General features: G+C 71.5%; 16 protein-coding genes. 3 read left to right on the forward strand and 13 right to left on the reverse strand.

The features are described from left to right. Nucleotides 1–378: 378 nt before the first annotated feature. Entirely contained in the window at nucleotides 379–2,064 is a 1,686-nt protein-coding gene (locus IO40_RS0111220) for an MDR family MFS transporter (protein WP_031032039.1), read from the reverse strand. A gap of 112 nt (nucleotides 2,065–2,176) precedes the next feature. On the opposite strand from IO40_RS0111220, the gene IO40_RS0111225 reads away from it, so the two are divergent. Continuing rightward, nucleotides 2,177–2,740, forward strand: coding sequence for a TetR/AcrR family transcriptional regulator (locus IO40_RS0111225; protein ID WP_016472889.1), 564 nt, complete (start codon nucleotides 2,177–2,179; stop codon nucleotides 2,738–2,740). Nucleotides 2,741–2,823: 83 nt separating this feature from the next. On the opposite strand, the gene IO40_RS0111230 is transcribed toward IO40_RS0111225, so the two are convergent. Next, nucleotides 2,824–3,525, reverse strand: coding sequence for a M23 family metallopeptidase (locus tag IO40_RS0111230; RefSeq protein WP_016472890.1), 702 nt, complete (start codon nucleotides 3,523–3,525; stop codon nucleotides 2,824–2,826). A 346-nt stretch (nucleotides 3,526–3,871) separates the two neighbouring features. Here IO40_RS0111230 and IO40_RS0111235 point away from each other — a divergent pair, with 346 nt between their 5' ends. Both IO40_RS0111235 and IO40_RS0111240 read left to right on the forward strand, forming a co-directional pair. Then, nucleotides 3,872–7,219 (forward strand): NACHT domain-containing protein, encoded by a 3,348-nt coding sequence (locus tag IO40_RS0111235; RefSeq protein WP_234336600.1) that lies wholly within the window; start codon nucleotides 3,872–3,874, stop codon nucleotides 7,217–7,219. A gap of 75 nt (nucleotides 7,220–7,294) precedes the next feature. Next, nucleotides 7,295–9,877 carry an NACHT domain-containing protein gene (locus tag IO40_RS0111240; protein ID WP_016472892.1) on the forward strand — a complete coding sequence of 861 codons (2,583 nt, stop codon included), beginning with the start codon at nucleotides 7,295–7,297 and terminating at the stop codon, nucleotides 9,875–9,877. Between the two features lie 78 nt (nucleotides 9,878–9,955). Here the strand turns inward: IO40_RS0111240 and IO40_RS0111245 are convergent, their stop codons facing one another. The 11 genes from IO40_RS0111245 to IO40_RS0111295 form a co-directional block, all read right to left on the reverse strand. Then, nucleotides 9,956–12,481, reverse strand: a complete 2,526-nt coding sequence (locus IO40_RS0111245; RefSeq protein ID WP_016472893.1) for an ATP-dependent Clp protease ATP-binding subunit — start codon at nucleotides 12,479–12,481, stop codon at nucleotides 9,956–9,958. Between the two features lie 784 nt (nucleotides 12,482–13,265). Continuing rightward, entirely contained in the window at nucleotides 13,266–13,604 is a 339-nt protein-coding gene (locus IO40_RS0111250; protein WP_016472894.1) for a histone-like nucleoid-structuring protein Lsr2, read from the reverse strand. A gap of 159 nt (nucleotides 13,605–13,763) precedes the next feature. Continuing rightward, the gene (locus tag IO40_RS0111255) at nucleotides 13,764–14,288 is read right to left on the reverse strand and encodes an amino-acid N-acetyltransferase (RefSeq protein WP_016472895.1); all 525 of its coding nucleotides are present in this window, start codon (nucleotides 14,286–14,288) and stop codon (nucleotides 13,764–13,766) included. A gap of 9 nt (nucleotides 14,289–14,297) precedes the next feature. Continuing rightward, nucleotides 14,298–14,708 carry a BlaI/MecI/CopY family transcriptional regulator gene (locus tag IO40_RS0111260; RefSeq protein ID WP_030409376.1) on the reverse strand — a complete coding sequence of 137 codons (411 nt, stop codon included), beginning with the start codon at nucleotides 14,706–14,708 and terminating at the stop codon, nucleotides 14,298–14,300. Nucleotides 14,709–14,822: 114 nt separating this feature from the next. Next, a complete protein-coding gene (locus tag IO40_RS37965; protein ID WP_016472897.1) occupies nucleotides 14,823–14,993 on the reverse strand; it encodes a hypothetical protein in 171 nt (56 codons plus the stop codon). Between the two features lie 182 nt (nucleotides 14,994–15,175). Further along, nucleotides 15,176–15,916, reverse strand: coding sequence for a hypothetical protein (locus IO40_RS0111270; RefSeq protein ID WP_234336599.1), 741 nt, complete (start codon nucleotides 15,914–15,916; stop codon nucleotides 15,176–15,178). A gap of 133 nt (nucleotides 15,917–16,049) precedes the next feature. Then, nucleotides 16,050–16,865 carry a type III pantothenate kinase gene (locus IO40_RS0111275; RefSeq protein ID WP_016472899.1) on the reverse strand — a complete coding sequence of 272 codons (816 nt, stop codon included), beginning with the start codon at nucleotides 16,863–16,865 and terminating at the stop codon, nucleotides 16,050–16,052. Continuing rightward, on the reverse strand, nucleotides 16,865–17,890 hold the full coding sequence (gene nadC, locus IO40_RS0111280) for a carboxylating nicotinate-nucleotide diphosphorylase (protein WP_031175350.1): 1,026 nt from the start codon (nucleotides 17,888–17,890) through the stop codon (nucleotides 16,865–16,867). The genes IO40_RS0111275 and nadC overlap by 1 nt, the downstream gene beginning before the upstream one ends. Further along, a complete protein-coding gene (locus tag IO40_RS0111285; protein ID WP_016472901.1) occupies nucleotides 17,887–19,641 on the reverse strand; it encodes an L-aspartate oxidase in 1,755 nt (584 codons plus the stop codon). Before IO40_RS0111285 ends, nadC begins: the two co-directional genes overlap by 4 nt. Beyond that, nucleotides 19,638–20,495, reverse strand: coding sequence for a pantoate--beta-alanine ligase (gene panC, locus IO40_RS0111290; RefSeq protein ID WP_016472902.1), 858 nt, complete (start codon nucleotides 20,493–20,495; stop codon nucleotides 19,638–19,640). Before panC ends, IO40_RS0111285 begins: the two co-directional genes overlap by 4 nt. Further along, the gene (locus IO40_RS0111295) at nucleotides 20,492–21,541 is read right to left on the reverse strand and encodes a Rossmann-like and DUF2520 domain-containing protein (protein ID WP_031175351.1); all 1,050 of its coding nucleotides are present in this window, start codon (nucleotides 21,539–21,541) and stop codon (nucleotides 20,492–20,494) included. The genes panC and IO40_RS0111295 overlap by 4 nt, the downstream gene beginning before the upstream one ends. Nucleotides 21,542–21,582: the final 41 nt, after the last annotated feature.

Genomic DNA, 21,582 nt, shown 5'->3' on the forward strand with positions numbered 1-21,582 from the left:
GCGGGTCCAGTACCTGCCGGACTCGGTACGTGCCGGGTTCAGTGCGGGCGTCCAGTACGGGCCGGGCTCAGTACGGCCCGACCGGCACAGGCCGGGCTCGGCACCGTCCGACCCGGCACCGACCAGGCCCGGCACACAGCAGGCCCGGTACGGCCCGACCGGCGCGGGGCCGGGCTCGGCACAGACGGACCCGGCACCAGCCGGATTCACTACGGCCCGCCCCGCCGCGCCGGGCAGCACGCCTCAACGGCTCCAGCCGACAGGCGCCGAGGACCCGCGACGGGCCGGTGCCACCCAGGCGAGGGCCCGGTGCCGCCCCCGGCGACGGGCGCGACACCGCTGTCGCCGGGGGGCGGCGGAGTGCGCCGCAGTGGCGGACTACTCCGCCGGCTTCTGCGCGCCGGCGTCCTTCAGCGGCACCTCCTTGATGAACCAGGCCGCTATGAAGACGAGGACGGCCAGCCCGGCCGAGAGCAGGAAGACGGCGTGCGTGCCGTCGGCGACGGCGTGCTCGTACGCGCTGCGCACCGCTGCCGGCAGCTTGGCGAGGGAGGCCGCATCGAGCTGGGCACCGCCCTCGGTGAGCTTGGCGGCAGCCGCGCCGCCGCTCTCCGGTCCGGCCGCTGCGGCGTCGCGCATGGTGTCCTCGACCTGGCGGGTGAAGACCGTACCCATCAGGGCGACGCCGAAGGAGCCGCCGATGGTGCGGAAGAGGGTGGTCGTCGACGAGGCGACGCCCATGTCCTTGAGCTCCACGCTGTTCTGCGCGATCAGCATCGTCAGCTGCATCAGGAAGCCCATGCCCGCGCCGAGCACCACCATGTAGAGGCCGGAGGTGAGCCTGCTGGTGCCGACCTCCATCTGGGCGAGGAGGAAGAGGCCGATCGGTATCAGCACCCCGCCGATGATCGGGTAGATGCGGTACTTGCCGGTGCTGGTGGTGGCCCGGCCGGTGACGACCGAGACGACCATCATCGGCAGCAGCACGGGCAGCAGCAGAAGGCCGGAGTTGGTGGCCGAGGCGCCCTGGACACTCTGCTGGAAGAGCGGCAGGAACGTCATCGAGCCGAACATCACGAAGCCGAGCAGGAACCCGATGACGGTGACCAGGGAGAAGTTGCCGTTGCGGAAGACGTGGAGCGGCAGGAGCGGTTCGCCGACCTTGCGCTCCACGAAGGGGAAGGCCACCAGCGTGACCACCGCCAGGGCGCTCAGCCCGAGGATGGTGCCCGAGCCCCAGTCGTACTCGGTGCCGCCCCAGCTGGTGACGAGGACGGCCGCGGTGATGCCGATGGTCAGCAGGACGGCGCCCAGATAGTCGATACGTCCTTCGCTGCGCTTCTTCGGCAGGTGCAGCACCGTGCCGACCAGGGCCAGGGCGATGGCTCCCAGCGGCAGGTTGATGTAGAAGGCCCAGCGCCAGCCGAGGTGGTCGGTGAGGGTGCCGCCGACGAGCGGGCCGCCGATCATGGCCAGCGACATCACGCCGGCCATCATGCCCATGTACTTGCCGCGCTCACGGGGCGGCACCAGGTCGCCCATGATCGCCATGGCGCCGACCATCAGTCCGCCGGCGCCCAGCCCCTGGAGCGCCCGGAAGCCGATGAGCTGGCCCATCGTCTGCGCCGCGCCCGAGGTGACCGAGCCGGCGAGGAAGATGACGATCGAGGTGAGGAAGACGCCTTTGCGCCCGAACATGTCGCCGAGCTTGCCCCAGATCGGGGTGGAGGCGGCGGTGGTGAGGGTGTAGGCGGTGACGACCCAGGAGAGGTGTTCCAGGCCGCCGAGCTCACCGACGATGGTGGGCATGGCGGTGCCCACGATCATGTTGTCCAGCATCGCCAGCAGCACGGCGATCATCAGGGAGAAGACGACGAAGCTGACGCTGCGCGGCTTGGCCCCGGCCGATTTGGCCGACTGTGCCGCACCGCTCCCCGCCGCCCCGGCGGCGTCCGCCGCCGGTTCCGCTCCCTTGACTTCCCCTTGACCCTGGCTGGACCCGTTCTTTCCGTCGGCACCCCCCGTTCCCCGTTCCGCCCGTTTTGTCGCGCCACTGGCACTCATGCGCGGCCACTCCCCTTTACTTGCCACTTACTTGCCGCACGGCTAGTTCAGTACGATGGACCAAGCTAGGGGGTACCTAGCCGGGCGTCAAGTAAGTTTTGAAGGGGTCGGCATGAGCAGGGGAAACACCCGTCAGCGCATCCAGGACGTCGCCTTGGAGCTGTTCGCTGAACGCGGTTACGAGAAGACCTCGCTCAGAGAGATCGCGGAGCAGCTTGGCGTCACCAAGGCCGCTCTCTACTACCACTTCAAGACGAAGGAAGACCTGGTCACCAGCCTGTTCGAGGATCTGGTCCTGGGTCCGGCCGACGAGGTCATCGACTGGGCCCGCCAGCACCGGCCCACCACGCTGGAGACGAAGCTGGAGATCCTCAGCCGTTACAGCGCGTGCATCAGCCACGCCACGCCGATGGTGCGCTTCATGCACGAGAACCAGGCCGCGCTGCGCGAGCTGTCCATCGGGGACGAGATGAAGAGGCGCATCTTCACCCTGCTGGAACTCATCAAGGACGAGGACGCCGCCCTCGTCGACCAGGTGCGGTGCACCTCCGCGCTCTTCACCATGCACTCCGCGCTCTTCACCCTCGACTCCTCCGGCGCCGCGCCGGAGGAGAAGCGGAAGGCGGCCCTGGAGGTCGCCCAGGAGCTGGTCTCCGCGGCGCACCACGGCGAGTGAACGCGACAGGCCCCCGGCGCGTGGCGCCGGGGGCCTGTGGGTGAGCCGGGCGGGACGGGCGGGGCGTCCCGCACCCGGGGGCGTCAGAAGGTGACGCCGAAGGAGCGCATGGCGTCCACCGGGTTGACGGCCGTGCCGTAGTCCGGGCCCGTACGGATCTCGAAGTGGAGGTGCGGACCGGAGGAGTTACCGGTGTTGCCGGACTTGGCTATGGTCTGGCCGGTCTTGACCTGCTGGCCGGGCCTGACGTCGACCTCGGACAGGTGGGCGTACTGCGAGTACCTGCCGTTGTCGTGCCGGATCACGATGGCGTTCCCGTAGGCGGGACCGTCACCGGCGCCGTTCGGGCCGGCCTTGACGACGGTGCCCTGATGGACGGCCTGGACCGGGGTGCCGACGTTGACGGCGAAGTCCTGGCCGGAGTGGTTGTGGGCCCAGCGGCCACCAGCCTTGCCGTAGGACGCGCTCAGCTCGTACTTGCCGGAGATCGGCTTGATCCAGGAGATCTGGAGGCGCTTGGCGTCCCGGGCGGCCTTGGCCGCCGCGCGCTCCTTGGCCTTCTTCGCCGCCTCGACCGCCTTGCGCTGGGCGTCCGCCTGCGCGTGGGTCGATTCGGCGAGGTCGCCCGCGGCGCTGATCGCGAAGATGTCGTTACGGGTCGTGTCCGCCTCGGCCTTCGCAGCCGCCAGTGCGGTGCCGGCCCCCAGGGCCATCGACGCGCCGAGCCCGGCGACGAGAGCCGTCGACAGAGCCGAGGCGCGGTGGGTGGTCCTAGACATCGCCATGCGAGTGCTACCTCCGAAAGGGGGTTCGTGGTGTGCGCCCTGATGTGGACGCGCCCCCTTGGTAACCCGCCAGAAATCGGACATCAAGGACCGCTATTACTAAACACCACCGTAGTAGCACGAGAGACCCAGATCACTCGGTGCGCGCAGCCGAGGCCCCACCCCGCCCGGCGCGCCCGCCCGCACCCGCGGATCTCCTAAGCAGCCTCGTAGGCCCCGAAAACCCCGTGGCCCACCTCACGGGGCCGGCCCCGCGATCGTGACCCGGCCCATAGGGCGCCGGTCACACAAGGGGCCCGCAGCCCGTCGTCGACGCCCCGGGGAGGCCCCTCTACGATTGCTCGCCGTGCACGGCCCCGCACTGCGGGGAGCAGCGCCCTCCCCGCGGGGAGCGGCACTGCGGGAAGCAGCCCCGCACCACGGGGAGCGGCGGCTGCGGGGAGCGGGCCAGGCGAGGGGCGGGGAGGAACGGATGGACGCGGGGGTCGTCGGACTGCGGATCGCTTCCAGCGTGATGGTGCCGCTGGTCAAGCGGCTGTTCGTCACCGGGGGCGCGGGGGCGGGGCTGGTGGACGGACCCGTCCGCGTCTCGTCCCTCGTCTCCTTCACCGGGGAGAAGCGGACCCTGGGCGAACGCGAGCTGCGCCGGCTCGCTCAGGAGCTGGTGCGCCGCGCCGTACGCGCCATCGGCCCGCATGAGGCGCCCTCGGATGCGGAAGCCGGACGAACGGTCGAGCGGCTGGTGCGCACCCTGCACGCGCTGGGGGACATCGGGCTCAGCGACGTGGAGGCCGTCAGCCTCGGTCACACCGACTTCGCCCGCGCCCTGCACGCCCAGGCGGCGATGCACGACCCGCATCCGGACACGACCGAAGCCGAGGACGCGCTCTACCAGCGCGTCCTGGAGACCGCCTGTCTGCACATCCTGCACTTCTTCACGCAGCGTTCCGCCTTCGTCGCCCGCACACTCGTCGAGCAGAGCCGCACCCTGGCCGATCTGGTCACCCTCGTCGACGTCCTGATCGAACGCCTCCCCTCCCAGTCCGCACAGGACGCGGAGTTCGAGCAGCAGTACGCGCGCTACATCGCCAACCGGCACCGCACGCTCACCATCTACGGCCTCGATCTGCAACAGGCCAGCGAATGGCCGCTCGACACCGCATATCTGAGTCTCACGGCGACGGCCGACCGGGACAGCAGCCCCGTCCTCCACATGCCCGACGGCACCCAGGTGGCCACCACCCCCACCGCGGACCCCCTCCCCGTCGAACAAGCACTGGCCGGAAAACGGCGGGTGCTGCTGCGCGGGCTGGCCGGTTCGGGGAAGACAACCCTGGTGCAGTGGCTCGCCGTCACCACGGCGCGCCAGTCCGAGCTGACCGGGCGCCTCGCCCATCTGATCGGCCGGGTGCCGTTCGTCCTGCCGCTGCGCACCCTCACCCGGCAGGGCGCCGCCCTGCCGGTGCCCGCCCACTTCCTGGCGGCGGTAGGCTGCCCGCTGGCCGGCGCGCAGCCGCCCGGCTGGCCGGAACGCGTACTGGCGGCCGGACGCGGCGTCCTGCTGGTGGACGGCATCGACGAGGTGCCCGAGGAGGAACGCGCCCGCACCCGCGACTGGCTCCAGGACCTGACATCGGCGTTCCCCGACAACCTCGTCCTGGTCACCTCGCGTCCCTCCGCCGTACGCCGGGACTGGCTGGGCCGCCAGGACTTCACCGAACTCACCCTCTCCCCCATGCGCCCCGCCGACGTCGAGCTCTTCATCGACCGCTGGCACACCGCGGCAGAGGCGGGGCACGAACTGGCCGCATCACTCCGCACAGCCGTACGGGCGAAGGCGGATCTTGCGCGCCTCGCCACCAACCCGCTGATGTGCGGCCTCATCTGCGCCCTGCACCGGGAACGGCACGGCTTCCTCCCGCGCGGGCGCAAGGCCCTGTACGACGCGGCACTGTCGATGCTCCTGGAACGTCGCGACCGGGAGCGCGCCATGTACGCCCGTGAGGGCGCCATCGAACTGGACGAGGAGTCCCAGGTCGAGCTGTTGCAGAAGCTCGCCTACTGGCTCATCCGCAACGGTCGCTCCGAAATGGCGCAGGACGACGCGGTCGGAATGATAGAGCGGGTGCTCCCCTCGATGCCGTACGTCGCCGAACAGGGCTCGGCGGAAGAGATCTTCGACTTCCTGCTGGTGCGGTCCGGGCTGCTGCGCGAGCCCGGCCACGGTGCGGTCGACTTCGTCCACCGCACCTTCCAGGACTATTTGGGCGCCAAGGCCGCCGTGGAGGAGCGCGACTTCGGCGTCCTGGTGCAGCACGCCCACCTCGACCAGTGGGAGGACGTCGTCCGGATGGCCGTCGCCCACGCCCGCCCCGACGAGCGAGCACAGCTGCTGCGGGGGCTCGTGCGCAGGGGCGATGCGGAGCAGGAGTGCCGCAGCCGGCTGCACCTGCTGGCGACGGCCTGCCTGGAGCACGCCACGAAACTGGACCCCGCGGTGCGGACGGAGGTGGAGGAGCGGGCGAGAAAGCTGATTCCGCCGCGGAGCATCGATGAGGCCAAGGCGCTGGTGCCGCTGGGCGGGGTGGTGCTGGAGCTGCTGTCCGATGTGGACGACCTGGACGTGGACGAGGCTGTGGCCGTGGCCCACACGGCGGCCCAGATGGGGACGGACGCGGCGCTGGTGCTGTTGAAGCAGTTCCGGGACCACCCCTCGACAGGCGTCCTCCAGCAACTGGCCGGCCACTGGGACAGGTTCGACACCGACGCCTACGCGAGAGAGATCGTCGCTGTTCTTCCCGACCGGCAGAACGTCCAGGTGACGGCCAGTACACGGGAGCATCTCGCCTGGTTGCGCAGGCTGCCCGGGCGGTCGGCCCTGCGCGTGCGGGGCACGTTCTCCCCCGACGACATCGTCGCGGCCCACAGCTCGGGCGGGACGTTGCGGCTGCTGAATCTGGCACTCAACTCCGCGCTCGACCGGCTCGATTTCGTACGGCATTTCCCGCAGCTGGAGGAGCTCACCATCCGCGAATGCCCGGTCAGGGATCTGACTCCGCTGGGAGAGCTGCCTCTCACAAAGCTGTACCTGTGGAATGTGGACACGCTGCCGCATCTGGAGGGCATCGAAGCACTGAGCGGTCTTCAGTGGCTCGCCCTCCGCGAGGGCACGCGCTGGCCGGGAGTGGCGCGGACAACGGGCCTGAAAGAGCTGACGACGCTGCTTCTTCCCGAAGGCGCCGAAACCTTCAGGGGAATTTCCGCCCTCACCTCCCTCGAAACACTCAACGTTTTCGGCGTCGCGCACGAACTTCCCGCAGACGACTGGGCGGAGCTGGCCGACTCGCCCCGTCTGCGGGAGATCACGTGCGAGCCCCACCATCTCGCGAGCATGACGCTGGCCGGTGTGAGCTTTCCCCATGTGACCCAGCTCGCCGTGGGATTCGGCGGCACCGGGTTCGATGTGAGGCTGCCGCCTTCCTGCTTCCCCGCGCTGGAACACCTGCAGCTCAGCGAAATTCCCGCCTCGCTCCGCCTCGAAGCACTCGCGGATCTGCCACAGCTCCGGTCCCTGGTCCTGCCCCGCCCCCGTGGCCCCGTCGACACCACCCGACTCCCCCCTCACATCGAAGTGACCGTCATCCCCCGCCCCCGCGAGCCACGGGCAACCAACCCTGACGCAAACACAAGGTGACCTGGGCCACACGGAGGCATACGCTGGTGGGCGGCCCGTCGCCCACCGTCCGCCCCCGCCAGGGAGCCCGTATTCATGGACCTCGCCGTCCGGCTCGCCTCCTCCGTCGCCGATCCGCTCGTCAGCCAGCTGCTGCTCCCCGTGGAGGCCACGCCCGACAAGGCGCAGGCCGAAGGGGAGCTGCTCGCACGGCTGGTGTCGTTCCGCGGGGAGACACCGCCGCTGTCGTACGAGTCGTTGCTGTCGCTCGCCGGGGAGCTGGTGGCGCTGGCCGCACCGGCCTCCCGGCTGCCCTCGCGGGACGAGCGCCCGGTCGCGGCCGTGCTCTCCCGCACCCTGTGGATCGCCGGGGAGCTGGACGTCACCGATGTGCAGGCCGTACGGCTGGGCCCGCAGGACTTCGCCCGGCGGCTGCGCTCGGCCGTACCGGGCGCGGACCGCGAACTGAACGCGGACGCGGCCTGGTTCCACGACCGGCTGCTGGTCACCGTGTGTCTGCACCTGCTGCACCATCTGATACGCCGCTCCCCGGTGCTGGCCGAGCACATGCCTGAACGGGCGCACCGGATACGTCAGTTGATCGACCTGAACGACGCGGAGGCCGTCCGGGGCCGCCCGGAGCCGTCGGCGGCGGACGCGGAGTTCGAGGCGCGGTACGCGCGTACCGTCTGCGAGGAGTACGACCGCGTCACCATCTACGGCATCGACCTGCCGAACCCCAACATTCCGGACAGCTGGTCGCTGGACGCCACCTATCTCAGTCTCAGCGCCGAGTTCGACAGCCCTGAGCGGCGGGCCCGGCTCGGCGAGGACGACAGCGGTGAGCCGGTGCTGCCCGCGGACCGCGCGCTGGGCGGCCACGAACGGGTGCTGCTGCGCGGCGCGGCGGGCTCCGGGAAGACCACGCTGGTGCAGTGGCTGGCCGTCTCCACCGCGCGGGACGCGCTGCCGCCCGAGCTGGCCTCGCTGCGTGGCCGGATACCGCTGGTGCTGCCCGTCCGCCGCTTCGCCCGCGAGGGCTTCCCGCCCCCAGACGCGTTCTTGCACGCGATACGCCACCCGCTCGCCGACGAGGCACCGGACGGCTGGGTGGCCCGCGTACTGGCCGAGGAACGCGGGCTGCTGCTGGTGGACGGCATCGACGAGGCGCCCGAGTCCGAACGCGCCGCCCTGCGCGACCGGCTGCGCCGCCTCATGCGCATCTACGCCGGCAACGTCTGCCTGGTCACGGCCCGCCCCTCCGCCGTCGAGCCGGGCTGGCTGGCCGACGAGGGTTTCGACGAGCTGTCGCTGGCGCCGATGAGCCGCGACCAGGTCGCCGCGTTCATCACGGCCTGGCACGCGGCGGCAGCCGACGACGAGGGCAAGGACCACCACCGGCTGGAGGAGTACCGCGACCGGCTGCTGGCGTCCATCCCCCTCTACCGCGAACTGCGCGGGCTGGCCACCAACCCGCTGATGTGCGGGCTGATCTGCGCCCTCAACCGGGACCGGTCCGGTTCCCTGCCGCACGGCCGCAAGGAGCTGTACGAGGCGGCCATGGAGATGCTGCTCCAGCGCCGGGACCCGGAGCGGCGCGTTCTGTACGCGGACGCCGTCAAGCTGCGGCGCGGTGCCCGGGAGCGGCTGCTGCGGAAACTCGCCTTCCGCATGCTGCTGAGCAGGCGAGCCGAGCTGACCATGGAGCAGGCGCTGGCGGAGATCTCCCGTCATCTGCCCGCCATCCCCGCCGCGGCAGGGCAGGGCGGGCCCGAGGACATCTTCAACCATCTGCTGCTGCGCACCGGGCTGCTGCGGGAACAGGCGGACCGCTCCGTCGAGTTCGTCCACCGCACCGTGCAGGACTATCTCGCCGCCAAGGAAGCCGTCGAGCAGGGCGCCTTCGATCTGCTGCTGGCCCACGCCCACGAGGCCGAGTGGGAAGAGGTGATCCGCATGGCCGTGGCGCACGCGCGGCCCGCGGAGTGCGCCCGTCTCCTTTCCGGGCTGCTGGCGCCGGGCCGCAAGGGCATGCAGCGCAACCGCTGCCGGCTGCTGGCCGCCGCCTGCCTGGAGCACGTCACCGAGCTGGACCCCGAGACTCATGCGCGGATCCGCCGCGAGACCCGCAACATGGTGCGGCCCACGACGATCGAGGGCGCCCGGAGCCTGGGCTGGGTGGGGCCGATCGTGCTGGAGATGCTGCCCGATCCCACGCACGTCACGGACAAGGAGGCCCACCGGCTGGCGGTCACCGCCACCCGCGTCAACGATGACGCCGCCATCCACTATCTGGCGCAGCTGCGCAACCGCGCCTCCCTGGCCCTGCGCGCGGAGCTGGCTCGGGGGTGGCGCAACTTCGACACCGACCGGTACGCGGACGAGATCATCGGGCACCTCGATCCCGAGGGCCTCTACTTCCCGGTGTCCGACCGGGTCGAGCTGGCGGCGCTGCGGAAGCTGGGCGGCAGGGCGCGGGTCCAGATCGTCGGACCGTTCACCCCGGACGAGCTGCTGGAGGGGCTCGTACGGGAAGCGCTGACCCATCTGTGGCTCGCCTACGACCTCGGCGTGCCGATGGGGTGGCTGGCGGCGTTCCCCAATCTGACGACGCTGCGGGTCAATCCGCGGCTGCCGAGGGTGAGCGGCGTCCCGGACGGCATCCGCATCCTGGCGTAGAAAGCACCTCGCACACACGCGAGCGGGGCCGGCCCGGAAGGGCCGGCCCCGCTCATGCGGTGCGCTGTGCGACGGCCGTCAGGCCTCCTTGCTCAGGTTCGGTCCGCCGCCGGCGGCGGACTCGACCGGCGGGGCGTCCGGAAGCGCGGACTTCTCCTCACCGCGGAAGGTGAAGCCCTTGCTCTCGCCCTCACCCTCGGTGTCGACGACCACGATGTGACCGGGCCGCAGCTCGCCGAAGAGGATCTTCTCCGACAGCACGTCCTCGATCTCCCGCTGGATGGTCCGGCGCAGCGGCCGGGCACCCATCACCGGGTCGTAGCCCTTCTTCGCCAGCAGCTCCTTGGCGTCCTGGCTCAGCTCGATGCCCATGTCGCGGTCCTTCAGCCGCTCGTCGACCTGGGCGATCATCAGGTCGACGATCTGGATGATGTTCTCCTGCGTGAGCTGGTGGAACACCACGGTGTCGTCGACACGGTTGAGGAACTCGGGCCGGAAGTGCTGCTTGAGCTCGTCGTTGACCTTGGCCTTCATCCGCTCGTAGCCGGCCTTGGTGTCACCCTGTGCGGTGAAGCCGAGGTTGAAGCCCTTGGAGATGTCCCGGGTGCCGAGGTTGGTCGTCATGATGATGACCGTGTTCTTGAAGTCCACGACCCGGCCCTGGGAGTCGGTCAGCCGGCCGTCCTCCAGAATCTGCAACAGCGAGTTGAAGATGTCCGGGTGGGCCTTCTCGACCTCGTCGAACAGGACGACGGAGAACGGCTTGCGGCGCACCTTCTCGGTGAGCTGGCCGCCCTCCTCGTAGCCGACGTAACCGGGCGGGGAGCCGAACAGCCGGGAGACGGTGTGCTTCTCGCCGAACTCCGACATGTCGAGGGAGATCAGCGCTTCCTCGTCGCCGAAGAGGAACTCCGCCAGCGTCTTGGACAGCTCCGTCTTACCGACACCGGACGGGCCGGCGAAGATGAACGAGCCACCGGGGCGCTTGGGGTCCTTGAGGCCCGCACGGGTGCGCCGGATCGCCTGGGAGAGCGCCTTGATGGCGTCCTCCTGGCCGATGACGCGCTTGTGCAGCTCGTCCTCCATGCGCAGGAGCCGGCTGGACTCCTCCTCGGTGAGCTTGAAGACCGGGATGCCGGTGGCGGTGGCCAGGACCTCGGCGATGAGCTCCTCGTCCACCTCGGCGACGACGTCCATGTCGCCGGCCTTCCACTCCTTCTCCCGCTTGGCCTTCTCGGCCAGCAGCTGCTTCTCCGTGTCCCGCAGGGAGGCGGCCTTCTCGAAGTCCTGCGAGTCGATCGCGGACTCCTTGTCCCGGCGCACGTTCGCGATCTTCTCGTCGAACTCGCGCAGGTCCGGCGGAGCGGTCATCCGGCGGATGCGCATCCGGGAGCCGGCCTCGTCGATCAGGTCGATGGCCTTGTCGGGCAGGTAGCGGTCCGAGATGTAGCGGTCGGCGAGGGTGGCCGCACCGACCAGGGCGGCGTCCGTGATGGAGACGCGGTGGTGCGCCTCGTACCGGTCGCGCAGGCCCTTGAGGATCTCGATGGTGTGCGGCAGCGACGGCTCCGCGACCTGGATGGGCTGGAAGCGGCGCTCCAGGGCGGCGTCCTTCTCCAGGTACTTGCGGTACTCGTCCAGCGTCGTGGCACCGATGGTCTGCAGCTCACCGCGGGCCAGCATCGGCTTGAGGATGCTGGCGGCGTCGATGGCGCCCTCGGCGGCGCCCGCACCGACCAGGGTGTGCAGCTCGTCGATGAACAGGATGATGTCGCCGCGCGTACGGATCTCCTTGAGCACCTTCTTCAGGCGCTCCTCGAAGTCACCGCGGTAGCGGGAGCCGGCGACCAGCGCGCCCAGGTCCAGGGTGTAGAGGTGCTTGTCCTTGAGGGTCTCGGGCACCTCGCCCTTGACGATGGCCTGCGCCAGGCCCTCGACGACGGCGGTCTTGCCGACGCCGGGCTCGCCGATGAGCACCGGGTTGTTCTTCGTACGGCGGGACAGGACCTGCATGACCCGCTCGATCTCCTTCTCGCGCCCGATGACCGGGTCGAGCTTGGACTCGCGGGCGGCCTGCGTCAGGTTGCGGCCGAACTGGTCCAGGACGAGCGAGGTGGACGGCGTGCCCTCGGCGGGTCCGCCGGCCGTGGCGGCCTCCTTGCCCCCGGAGTAACCGGACAGGAGCTGGATGACCTGCTGGCGGACCCGGTTGAGGTCGGCGCCCAGCTTCACGAGGACCTGGGCGGCGACGCCCTCGCCCTCGCGGATCAGGCCCAGCAGGATGTGCTCCGTGCCGATGTAGTTGTGGCCGAGCTGAAGGGCCTCGCGGAGCGACAGCTCCAGCACCTTCTTGGCACGGGGGGTGAAGGGGATGTGGCCGGACGGGGCCTGCTGGCCCTGGCCGATGATCTCCTCCACCTGCTGGCGGACAGCCTCAAGCGAGATCCCGAGGCTCTCCAGTGCCTTAGCGGCGACACCCTCACCTTCGTGGATCAGGCCCAGAAGGATGTGCTCGGTGCCGATGTAGTTGTGGTTGAGCATCCGGGCTTCTTCCTGAGCCAGGACGACAACCCGCCGCGCGCGGTCGGTGAACCTCTCGAACATCGTTAATCGCTCCTCAGAGCGGTCAGGCAGTGAGGGGACGCTCCCCTCGCTGTCCTTCCGCAGCTTAGTCCCGCAACGGGGGACCGCTCATTCCAACTGCCGACGCCAGCCCAGTCGATCATGCGCCTCCTGCCCCGGACAGCCGACAACAGTTCCAACCCGATGGTGCGAGACGATGTTCCCGCAGGCCAGGCGTATTCACCTGGATCCACTACGCCCACGGCGAACGCCCCCGCACCGACGCGCTCGCTCACGGCGGCGCCCAGTGCTTCAGCACCCCCGCTCCGCCCTTCCCCACCTGGGGTTCCGGGCTGTTAGAGCCTTCTTACCCGTTCGATGTGACAATCCATGCGGCATCGACCGGTTACGGTCCACCGCATCCGCTGAGGGCGAACAAGCCGGAACGGTCCCGGGGAGTGCACCACGGCCGGGAACACGACAGTGAATACCGTACGTAATGCGTGATACCGCTGAGTGACCGACTGTGGCCGCGGGCGGAGGGTACCGACCGGGTCACATGGTCCCGCCGGGCCCGCCGCACGCCCCCTCGGGGCGCACCGGGCCGGTCACGGACGCGTCGGCCGCGCAGCGCAGGGCAGCACCCTCGGAAGCCACCGGGGAGCCTCCGAAAGCCGCTGGTGAGTCCCTGGGGAGGCCGCCGCGCGGGGGCCTCCCGAACCGGGGGACGGCCATCGGGTCACGGGCCGGCCGGCGGTCGCGTGGCGGCCGGACGGACAGCCGGTGGACCGGCGGGCCGGTCGGCCGGCCGGTGGGCCGTAATGATTCAGCCGTTGGCCTTCTCGTACGCCTCGCGAATGCTGGCGGGAACCCGACCGCGGTCGTTGACCTCGTAACCCTGCTCCTTGGCCCACGCACGGATCTTCGCCGTGTCCTGGCCGGACCCGGAACCCGAGCTGGAACGGCCGCCCTTTCCGCGCGCGGAACGGCCACCGGTGCGCCGGCCGTTCTTCAGATAGGGCTCCAGAGCGGAACGCAGCTTGTCCGCATTAGCGGCGGTGAGGTCGATCTCGTAGGACTTACCGTCCAGTGCGAACGTCACCGTCTCGTCCGCCTCGCCGCCGTCGAGGTCGTCGACAAGAAGAACCTGAACCTTCTGTGCCACCTGCTACTCCCATTCGTGCTGGATAACTGATTACAGATACCGACGTGGAAAGCAAACCGCTTTTCCGGGAGAAACACAAACCCTGTGCTGAGTTTGCCCGCCCGTCCACGGGGATTGGCGGGACCTTTCGGACATAGTGGTGAAGTGCCCCCGCGCGGTTCACAGATGCAGCAGCATGCGACTGTTGCCCAAGGTGTTGGGCTTCACCCGTTCGAGACCCAGGAACTCGGCCACGCCCTCGTCATAGGAACGCAGCAGCTCGCTGTACACATCGCCGTCCACCGGCGTCTCGCCGATCTCCCGGAAGCCGTGCTTGGCGAAGAAGTCCACTTCGAAGGTGAGGCAGAAAATACGCCGCACGCCCAGCCAGCGGGCCGTGCGCAGCAGCTTCTCCAGCAGCAGGTGACCCACCCCCGTGCCGCGCTGGGAAGGATCCACCGCGAGCGTCCTGACTTCGGCGAGGTCTTCCCACATGACGTGCAGCGCACCGCAGCCGACGACTTCCGCGTCACCATCCCGCTCCGCGACCCAGAACTCCTGGATGTCCTCGTAAAGGGTCACCGTCGCTTTGTCGAGCAGGATGCGGTCGCGCGAGTAGGTGTCGATCAGGCGGCGCACCGCCGGGACATCAGCCGTTCGTGCCCTGCGGATGGTGACCTGCGATAGCGGAGCGCGTTCTGTCATGAACGGACGCTATCGGTCCCCGGAGGGTGCCTCCCCATCGGGGGGATCCAGGTGGACACCGTTCAGATGTACGACCCGCAAGGCCGTCCGCAGGACTTCCACCTGCTCCGGCGACATCATGCCGAAGAAGTCCACCAGAGCGGCTGCCGGGTTGTCACTGGTCGTCCACGCTTCGTGCATGAGAGCGGCGGAGTAGGCGGCCCTGGTGGAGACGGCCGCATATCGATAGGCGCGGCCTTCCTGCTCCCGCCTCAGCCAGCCCTTCTGGCGCAGGTTGTCCATTACAGTCATCACCGTCGTGTAGGCGACGGTGCGTTCCTTCTGGAGATCTTCGAGGACTTCCCGCACGGTGACCGGGCGGTTCCAGCGCCATACCCGGGTCATCACGGCGTCTTCCAGCTCTCCCAGTGGCCTCGGCACAGAAGAATAATAGTGGAAAATGTCCGAATCGAGGGAATTACCCGGAAGACGCCGCGAGTATGCGGTGCGGGGCGGCGGAATCCGCCGCCGCGTCACTCCCCCGTCCGGGGCGGTTCAGCGCTCGCCGGACTGCTTCGTGGCCTCGGCGCGGGCGAGGGCGGCATCGACGATGCCGTCTTCCTTCGCCTTGTTCGCGCCGCCCTGGCTCTTGACGATGGTGACGATCAGGGCCGTGAATCCGATCGCCATCACGAGCGGCGGGGTGAGTGCGGCGACGTAGTCCATGGCAGAGCCTCCTCGACGAACCTGGCGACCAGCGTAACGCCGGGCGCCCGGCCCGCAGAAAGCGCCCCGCGCGCCACACCGCGCCACGCAGCGCCCGACCGTCCCGCCTGCGCCGGGCGCCTCCGAGGCCCTGTGGGCGTCCCATGCGGGCCCGGGGCGCCCCCGGGCAGGCCCGGGACGTCTCAGGCGGGCAGCGGCAGCGTGAAGGGGGCGCCGTCGGGCTCCTGGCCGCGGGCCTCCGTCTCGTCGGGCCCGTCGCGGTCGGGGGCCGGCTCGGGCGGACCCGACGGCTTGCGGCGGGGCGGGAAGACCTCCGCCGGCGTCGGCACCGGACGGGAGGGCCGCACCGGCTCCGGCGAGCCCGGCCGCTCGGCCGGTCCCGGCTTGGCCGGACCGGGGGACGGCTGCGCCTCCCGTTCCGGCTCGGCCCCGGACCCCGTCTCCTGCTCGCTGCGCGGCCCCGGCATCGCGGACCGCCCGGCGGCCGGCTCCGGTGCGTCGTCGGCCGGGCGGCGTACGGCGGGCAGGCACGGCCGGACGGCGGCTTCGACGCGGTGCAGGAGGGCCCGGCGGCGGGCCGTCTCCCTCTCACCGGCCGGGCGGGCGCACAGGGCGCGCACGGCCGCCACGTCCTCGGCCCCAGGGAGGTGACCGGCGGCGAGGGCGGCGGCCAGGAGGTCCAGGTAACCGGCGGCGGCACCCGGCAGGGCCGCGCGGTGGCGGGCCAGGTCCGCCCGGACGAACGCACGCAGCCTGCGGGCCTCACTGACGGCCTCGTCCACGGCCTGCGCGAGCCGCAGGATGGCGCGGGTCTCCTCGGGCGCGGGGTCGGACTGGAGGGCGATGGCGAGAGCACCGCCGAGCACGCGCAGCTCGTCGGCGCTGAACGCCATGCCGCCTCGGGAACCGTAGGGCGTGGGCATGAGGTGACGATAGGCGCCTCATGCCCTAAATGTGCTTATCGCCCGATTCCCGGCGTGGCGTCCGCCCTCCTTTCGGGTGACCCCGTCCCGGAGCGGATGACGGGACCGCCCCTGCCGGCAGGCGGGGAGCCGGTCAGAGGCGGTTGACGTTGCGCTCGTAGACGAGGCGGAGGCCGATCAGGGTCAGCCAGGGCTCGTGCTCGTCGATGACGGTGGACTCGCCGAGGACCATCGGGGCGAGTCCGCCCGTCGCGATGACGGTCACCTCGTCCAGGCTCTCCGGGCTGTCGGGGTCGTCGGCGAGTTCGGCCACCATGCGGTTGACGACGCCGTCCACCTGGCCGGCGAAGCCGTAGACGATGCCGGACTGCATGGCCTCGACCGTGTTCTTGCCGATGACGCTGCGCGGCCGGGCGATCTCGATCTTGCGGAGCTGTGCGCCGCGCACGCCGAGTGCGTCCACGGAGATCTCGATGCCGGGTGCGATCACCCCGCCGACGTATTCGCCGCGTGCGGAGACCGCGTCGAACGTGGTGGCCGTACCGAAGTCCACGACCACGCACGGGCCGCCGTACAGCTCGACCGCGGCGAGGGCGTTGATGATGCGGTCGGCGCCGACCTCCTTCGGGTTGTCCATGAGGATCGGCACGCCCGTCTTGACGCCCGGCTCGACCAGGACGGCCGGGATGTCGCCGTAGTAGCGCCGGGTCACCTCGCGCAGTTCGTGGAGCACGGAGGGGACGGTGGAGCAGATGGCGATGCCCTCGATGTTGTCGCCGAGGTCGTCACCGAGCAGCGGGTGCATGCCCATCAGCCCCTGGAGCAGCACGGCGAGTTCGTCGGCCGTGCGGCGGGCCTCGGTGGAGATCCGCCAGTGCTCGACGATCTCCTCCCCGTCGAAGAGGCCGAGCACGGTGTGGGTGTTGCCCACGTCGATGGTGAGCAGCATCAGGCGTGCTCCTCTCGCAGGTCGAGGCCGATGTCCATGATCGGCGAGGAGTGGGTCAGTGCCCCGACGGCGAGGTAGTCCACCCCGGTGGCGGCGTACTCGGCGGCGTTGGCCAGGGTCAGCCGCCCGGACGACTCCAGCCGGGCCCGGCCGGCGACCAGCGTGACCGCCTCGGCGGTCATCCCGGGGGTGAAGTTGTCCAGCAGGATCAGCTCGGCGCCCTGGTCCAGCACGGGCGGGATCTGGTCGAGGCTGTCCACCTCGACCTCGATGGGCACGTCGGGGAACTCCGCGCGCACCCGCGCGAACGCCTCCGCGACCCCGCCCGCCGCGACGACGTGGTTGTCCTTGATCAGTGCCGCGTCGGACAACGACATGCGGTGGTTGACGCCGCCGCCGCACCGCACGGCGTACTTCTCCAGGGCGCGCAGGCCGGGTGTCGTCTTGCGGGTGTCGCGCACCCGGGCGCCGGTGCCCTCAAGGGCGTCCGCCCACGCGCGGGTGGCCGTCGCGATGCCGGACAGCCGGCACAGCAGGTTCAGCGCGCTGCGTTCGGCCGTCAGCAGGTCCCGGGTGCGGGTGCGGACGGTCAGCAGTTTCTGTCCCGCCTCCACATGGTCGCCGTCCTCCACGTGTCGTTCGACTTCGAACTCGTCCGTGCAGACGACGGACAGCACCGCCTCGGCGACGCGCAGGCCGGCGACGGTACCCGCCTCCCGGGCCGTGAAGTCGCCGGTGGCCACCGCGTCCTCCGGAACGGTCGCCACGCTGGTGACGTCCACGCCGCGGTCCAGGTCCTCCTCGACCGCCAGGTGCGCGATGTCCTCGACCTGCACCGGGTCGAGCCCCGCGTCCATCAGGAGCTGCGCCAGGTCCGGGTCCAGACCGCACTCCAGCGGGTCGAGGCCCGTCTCGTACGCGGCGTCGGCCGAGCAGCCGCAGGCGTCGCCGCAGCCGCCTGCCTCCGCACCGCCCTGCGGCGCGGGGCCCCTGCCGATCTGGAGGAGGGGGAGGTCGTCGGTCACTGGTGCTCCTTGGGCGTGTCTGCTGTGGTGAGGACCGGGGGAAAGGCGGTCGAGGGCGTGGTGCGGACCGACAGCGGTGCGCCGGGCGCCGCACTGACGATCAGATGGCGGCGCCAGGCGGTGTCGTCCCGGTCGGGATGGTCCTCACGCCAGTGGCAGCCCCGCGTCTCCTCGCGGCGGAGGGCCGCTTCGACCAGGACCCGGGCGACCAGGTGGAGATTGGTGGTCTCCCAGGACTCGACGCCCGGCTCGGGGCGTTCGCCGCCCTCCGTGAGGGCGGCCAGTCCCGCGGCGGCCTCGGTGAGGGAGCGGCGGCTGCGCAGGACGCCGGCGCCGCGTGTCATCAGCTGCTGGATCCGGGGACGGGCCGTCGCCGGGAGCAGGGCCGTCGCCGCAGGGGCGGCACTCTCCGGCGTCCCCGGGCCGCCGTGGGGACTTCGCGGCGACGGCACCGCCTCGGGGCGCTCCGGGGCGCGCGCGATGTGCTCGGCGATGCGTTCGGCGAAGACGAGCCCCTCCAGCAGGCTGTTGGAGGCCAGCCGGTTGGCGCCGTGCACGCCGGTGCAGGCCGCCTCGCCGCAGGCGTAGAGGCCGGGGACAGTGGTGCGGCCGTCCAGGTCCGTACGGATGCCGCCGCTGGCGTAGTGCGCGGCGGGGGCGACCGGTACGGGCTCGGTCACCGGGTCGATGCCGTGTGCGCGGCAGGCGGCCAGGATGGTGGGGAAGCGGCGCTCCCACATGGCGGCGCCGAAGTGCCGGGCGTCCAGATACATGTGGTCGGTGCCCTGGGCGGCGGCGCGGCGCATGATGCCCTTGGCGACGATGTCGCGGGGGGCCAGCTCGGCCAGCGGGTGGGCGCCCCGCATGAAGCGCTCCCCGGCGGCGTCGACCAGGTGCGCGCCCTCGCCGCGTACGGCCTCCGAGATGAGCGGCTGCTGGCCCTGCGCATCCGGCCCCAGATAGAGCACCGTGGGGTGGAACTGGACGAACTCCAGGTCGGAGACCTCGGCGCCGGCGCGCAGGGCCAGGGCGACGCCGTCCCCGGTGGAGACGGCCGGGTTCGTGGTGGCGGCGTACACCTGGCCCATGCCGCCGGTGGCCAGCACGACGGCGGGTGCGTGGACGGCGCCGACCCCGTCGTGCCGGCCCTCCCCCATGACGTGCAGGGTGACGCCGGCGGTGCGGCCGTCGGCGTCGGTGAGGAGGTCGAGGACGAGGGCGTTCTCGACCGTGCGGATGCCCTGTGCGCGTACGGCCTCGGCCAGGGCGCGGGAGATCTCGGCTCCGGTGGCGTCGCCGCCCGCGTGGACGATGCGGTCACGGTGGTGGCCGCCCTCACGGGTGAGGGCGAGGCCGCCGGTCGCGGGCGAGGTGTCGAACCGGGCACCCGCCGCGATGAGCCGGCGGACGGCCGCGGGCCCCGTCGTGACGAGGGTGCGTACGGCCTCCTCGTCGCACAGTCCCGCGCCGGCCTCCAGGGTGTCGGCCAGATGCTCGGCGGGGCTGTCGCCGTCCCCGAGCGCCGCCGCCACGCCGCCCTGCGCCCAGCGGGTCGAGCCGGCCTCCAGGCGGGCCTTGGTGACGACGACGGTGCGGGCGCCCCGTGCGGCGCAGCGCAGGGCGACGGTCAGCCCGGCGACGCCGGAGCCGACGACGACCACGTCCGCGTCGAGGGCCCAGCCCGGCGGGGGTGCGGTCAGCGGCCCGGTGCCTATGCCGGGGGTGGGCGCGGGCGGCCTGCCAGGGGTCATCGTGCGTCTCCGAACCGCAGCGGGACGTTGTCGATCAGCCGGGTGGTGCCGGCGCGGGCGGCCACCGCGAGGACGGCCTCGCCCCGCCAGGTGTCGCCGGTGACCGGGGTGAAGCTCGCCGGGTCGACGAGCGCCACGTAGTCGACGTCGAGTCCGGTGGCCCGCTCCAGCACCTCGCGGGCCGCCCGTTCGGCCGCCGCGGGCCCCCGGGAGGCGGCCTCCTCGCCGGCGCGCAGGGCCCGGGAGAGGGCCAGGGCGTCGGCGCGTTCGCCGGTGTCCAGGTAGCGGTTGCGGCTGGAGAGGGCGAGGCCGTCGGGCTCGCGGACGGTGGGGACGGCGACGATCTCGACGGGGAAGTTGAGGTCCCGCGCCATGCGGCGGACGAGGGCGAGCTGCTGGGCGTCCTTCTGCCCGAAGAACGCCGCGTCGGGGGCCGTCAGGTGGAGGAGCTTGGCGACGACGGTGAGCATCCCGTCGAAGTGCCCGGGCCGGCTGGCGCCCTCCAGCACGGTGCCCATGGGCCCGGCGGTGATGCGCACCTGGGGTTCGCCGCCCGGGTAGACCTCCTCGACGGACGGCGCGAACACCACGTCGGCGCCCTCCTTGCCGGCGACCTCCACATCGGCGTCCAGGGTGCGCGGGTAGCGGTCCAGATCCTCGCCGGCGCCGAACTGGAGGGGGTTGACGAAGACGGTGACGACGACCTGCCCGTGCGGCCCCACACGGTCGCGGGCGGCGCGCACCAGTGCGGCGTGACCCTCGTGCAGGGCTCCCATGGTCATGACGACGGCGCGTTCGCCGTCCCGGGGCAGCGCACGCAGTTCGCCGGCCGTGGTGACGATGCGCGGCCTCATGCGCCCGCCTCCCCGTCGCCGTCCGCTTCCCCGCCGCCCGGGGGGCCCTGCGTCCCGTCCGGTCCCCGCCCGGCCGCGCCGTCACGCGGGGCGTCGTTGAGGACGTCGAGCAGGGGTTCGGCCAACTCGGGCTTGAGGAGGCCGTGGTCGAGGGCCCGGTCCGCGGTGGCCCTGGCCATCGCGAGGTAGCCGGGCACCGTCTGCGGCGCGTGGCGGCGCAGTTCCTCGACGTGCGCGGCGACGGTTCCGGCGTCCCCGCGGGCGACCGGGCCGGTCAGTGCGGCGTCGCCGGAGCGCAGCGCGTTGTCGAGGGCGGCGCCCAGCAGCGGGCCGAGCATCCGGTCGGGTGCCTGCACACCGGTGCTGCGCAGCAGTTCCATCGACTGGTTGACGAGGGTGACCAGGTGGTTCGCGCCGATGGCGAGGGCCGCGTGGTAGAGCGGGCGGGACTCCTCGGGGATCCACTCGGGTTCCCCGCCCATCTCGATGACCAGTGCCTGGGCCGCCAGTCGCAGCTCCTCGGGCGCGGTGACCCCGAACGAGCAGCCCGCGAGCCGCTGCACGTCCACGGCGGTCCCGGTGAAGGTCATCACCGGGTGCAGCGCCAGGGGGAGCGCCCCGGCGCGCAGGGCGGGCTCCAGCACGGAGAGGCCGAACCGGCCGGAGGTGTGCACGACCAGTTGCCCGGGGCGTACGGCCCCGGTGCGGGCCAGCCCGGCCACCAGGCCGGGCAGCGCGTCGTCGGGGACGGTCAGCAGGACGAGTTCGCTGCGGGCGAGAACCTCGTCGGGGTCCACCACGGGCACGCCGGGCAGCAGCTCGGCGGCGCGGCGGCGGGAGGCGTCCGAGACACCGGAGACGGCGACCGGGCGGTGCCCGGCCAGTTGCAGGGCCGCCGCCAGCGCGGGGCCGACCCGGCCCGCGCCGACGACACCGACGGACAGCCGCGCCGGGCGGTCCTGGGCCCGCGCGGCTGCCGGGCCCGGCCCTCCCGCGGGCTCTTCCCGGCCGTCCGCGCCCGGGGTTCGAGGGTGTTGTGGGTTCACGAAAGTGACCTTCCGTATGCGTTCCGGTCCGCTCAGTGGCC

The sequence above is a fragment of the Streptomyces albus subsp. albus genome (genome assembly GCF_000725885.1).
GTDB lineage: Bacteria > Actinomycetota > Actinomycetes > Streptomycetales > Streptomycetaceae > Streptomyces > Streptomyces albus.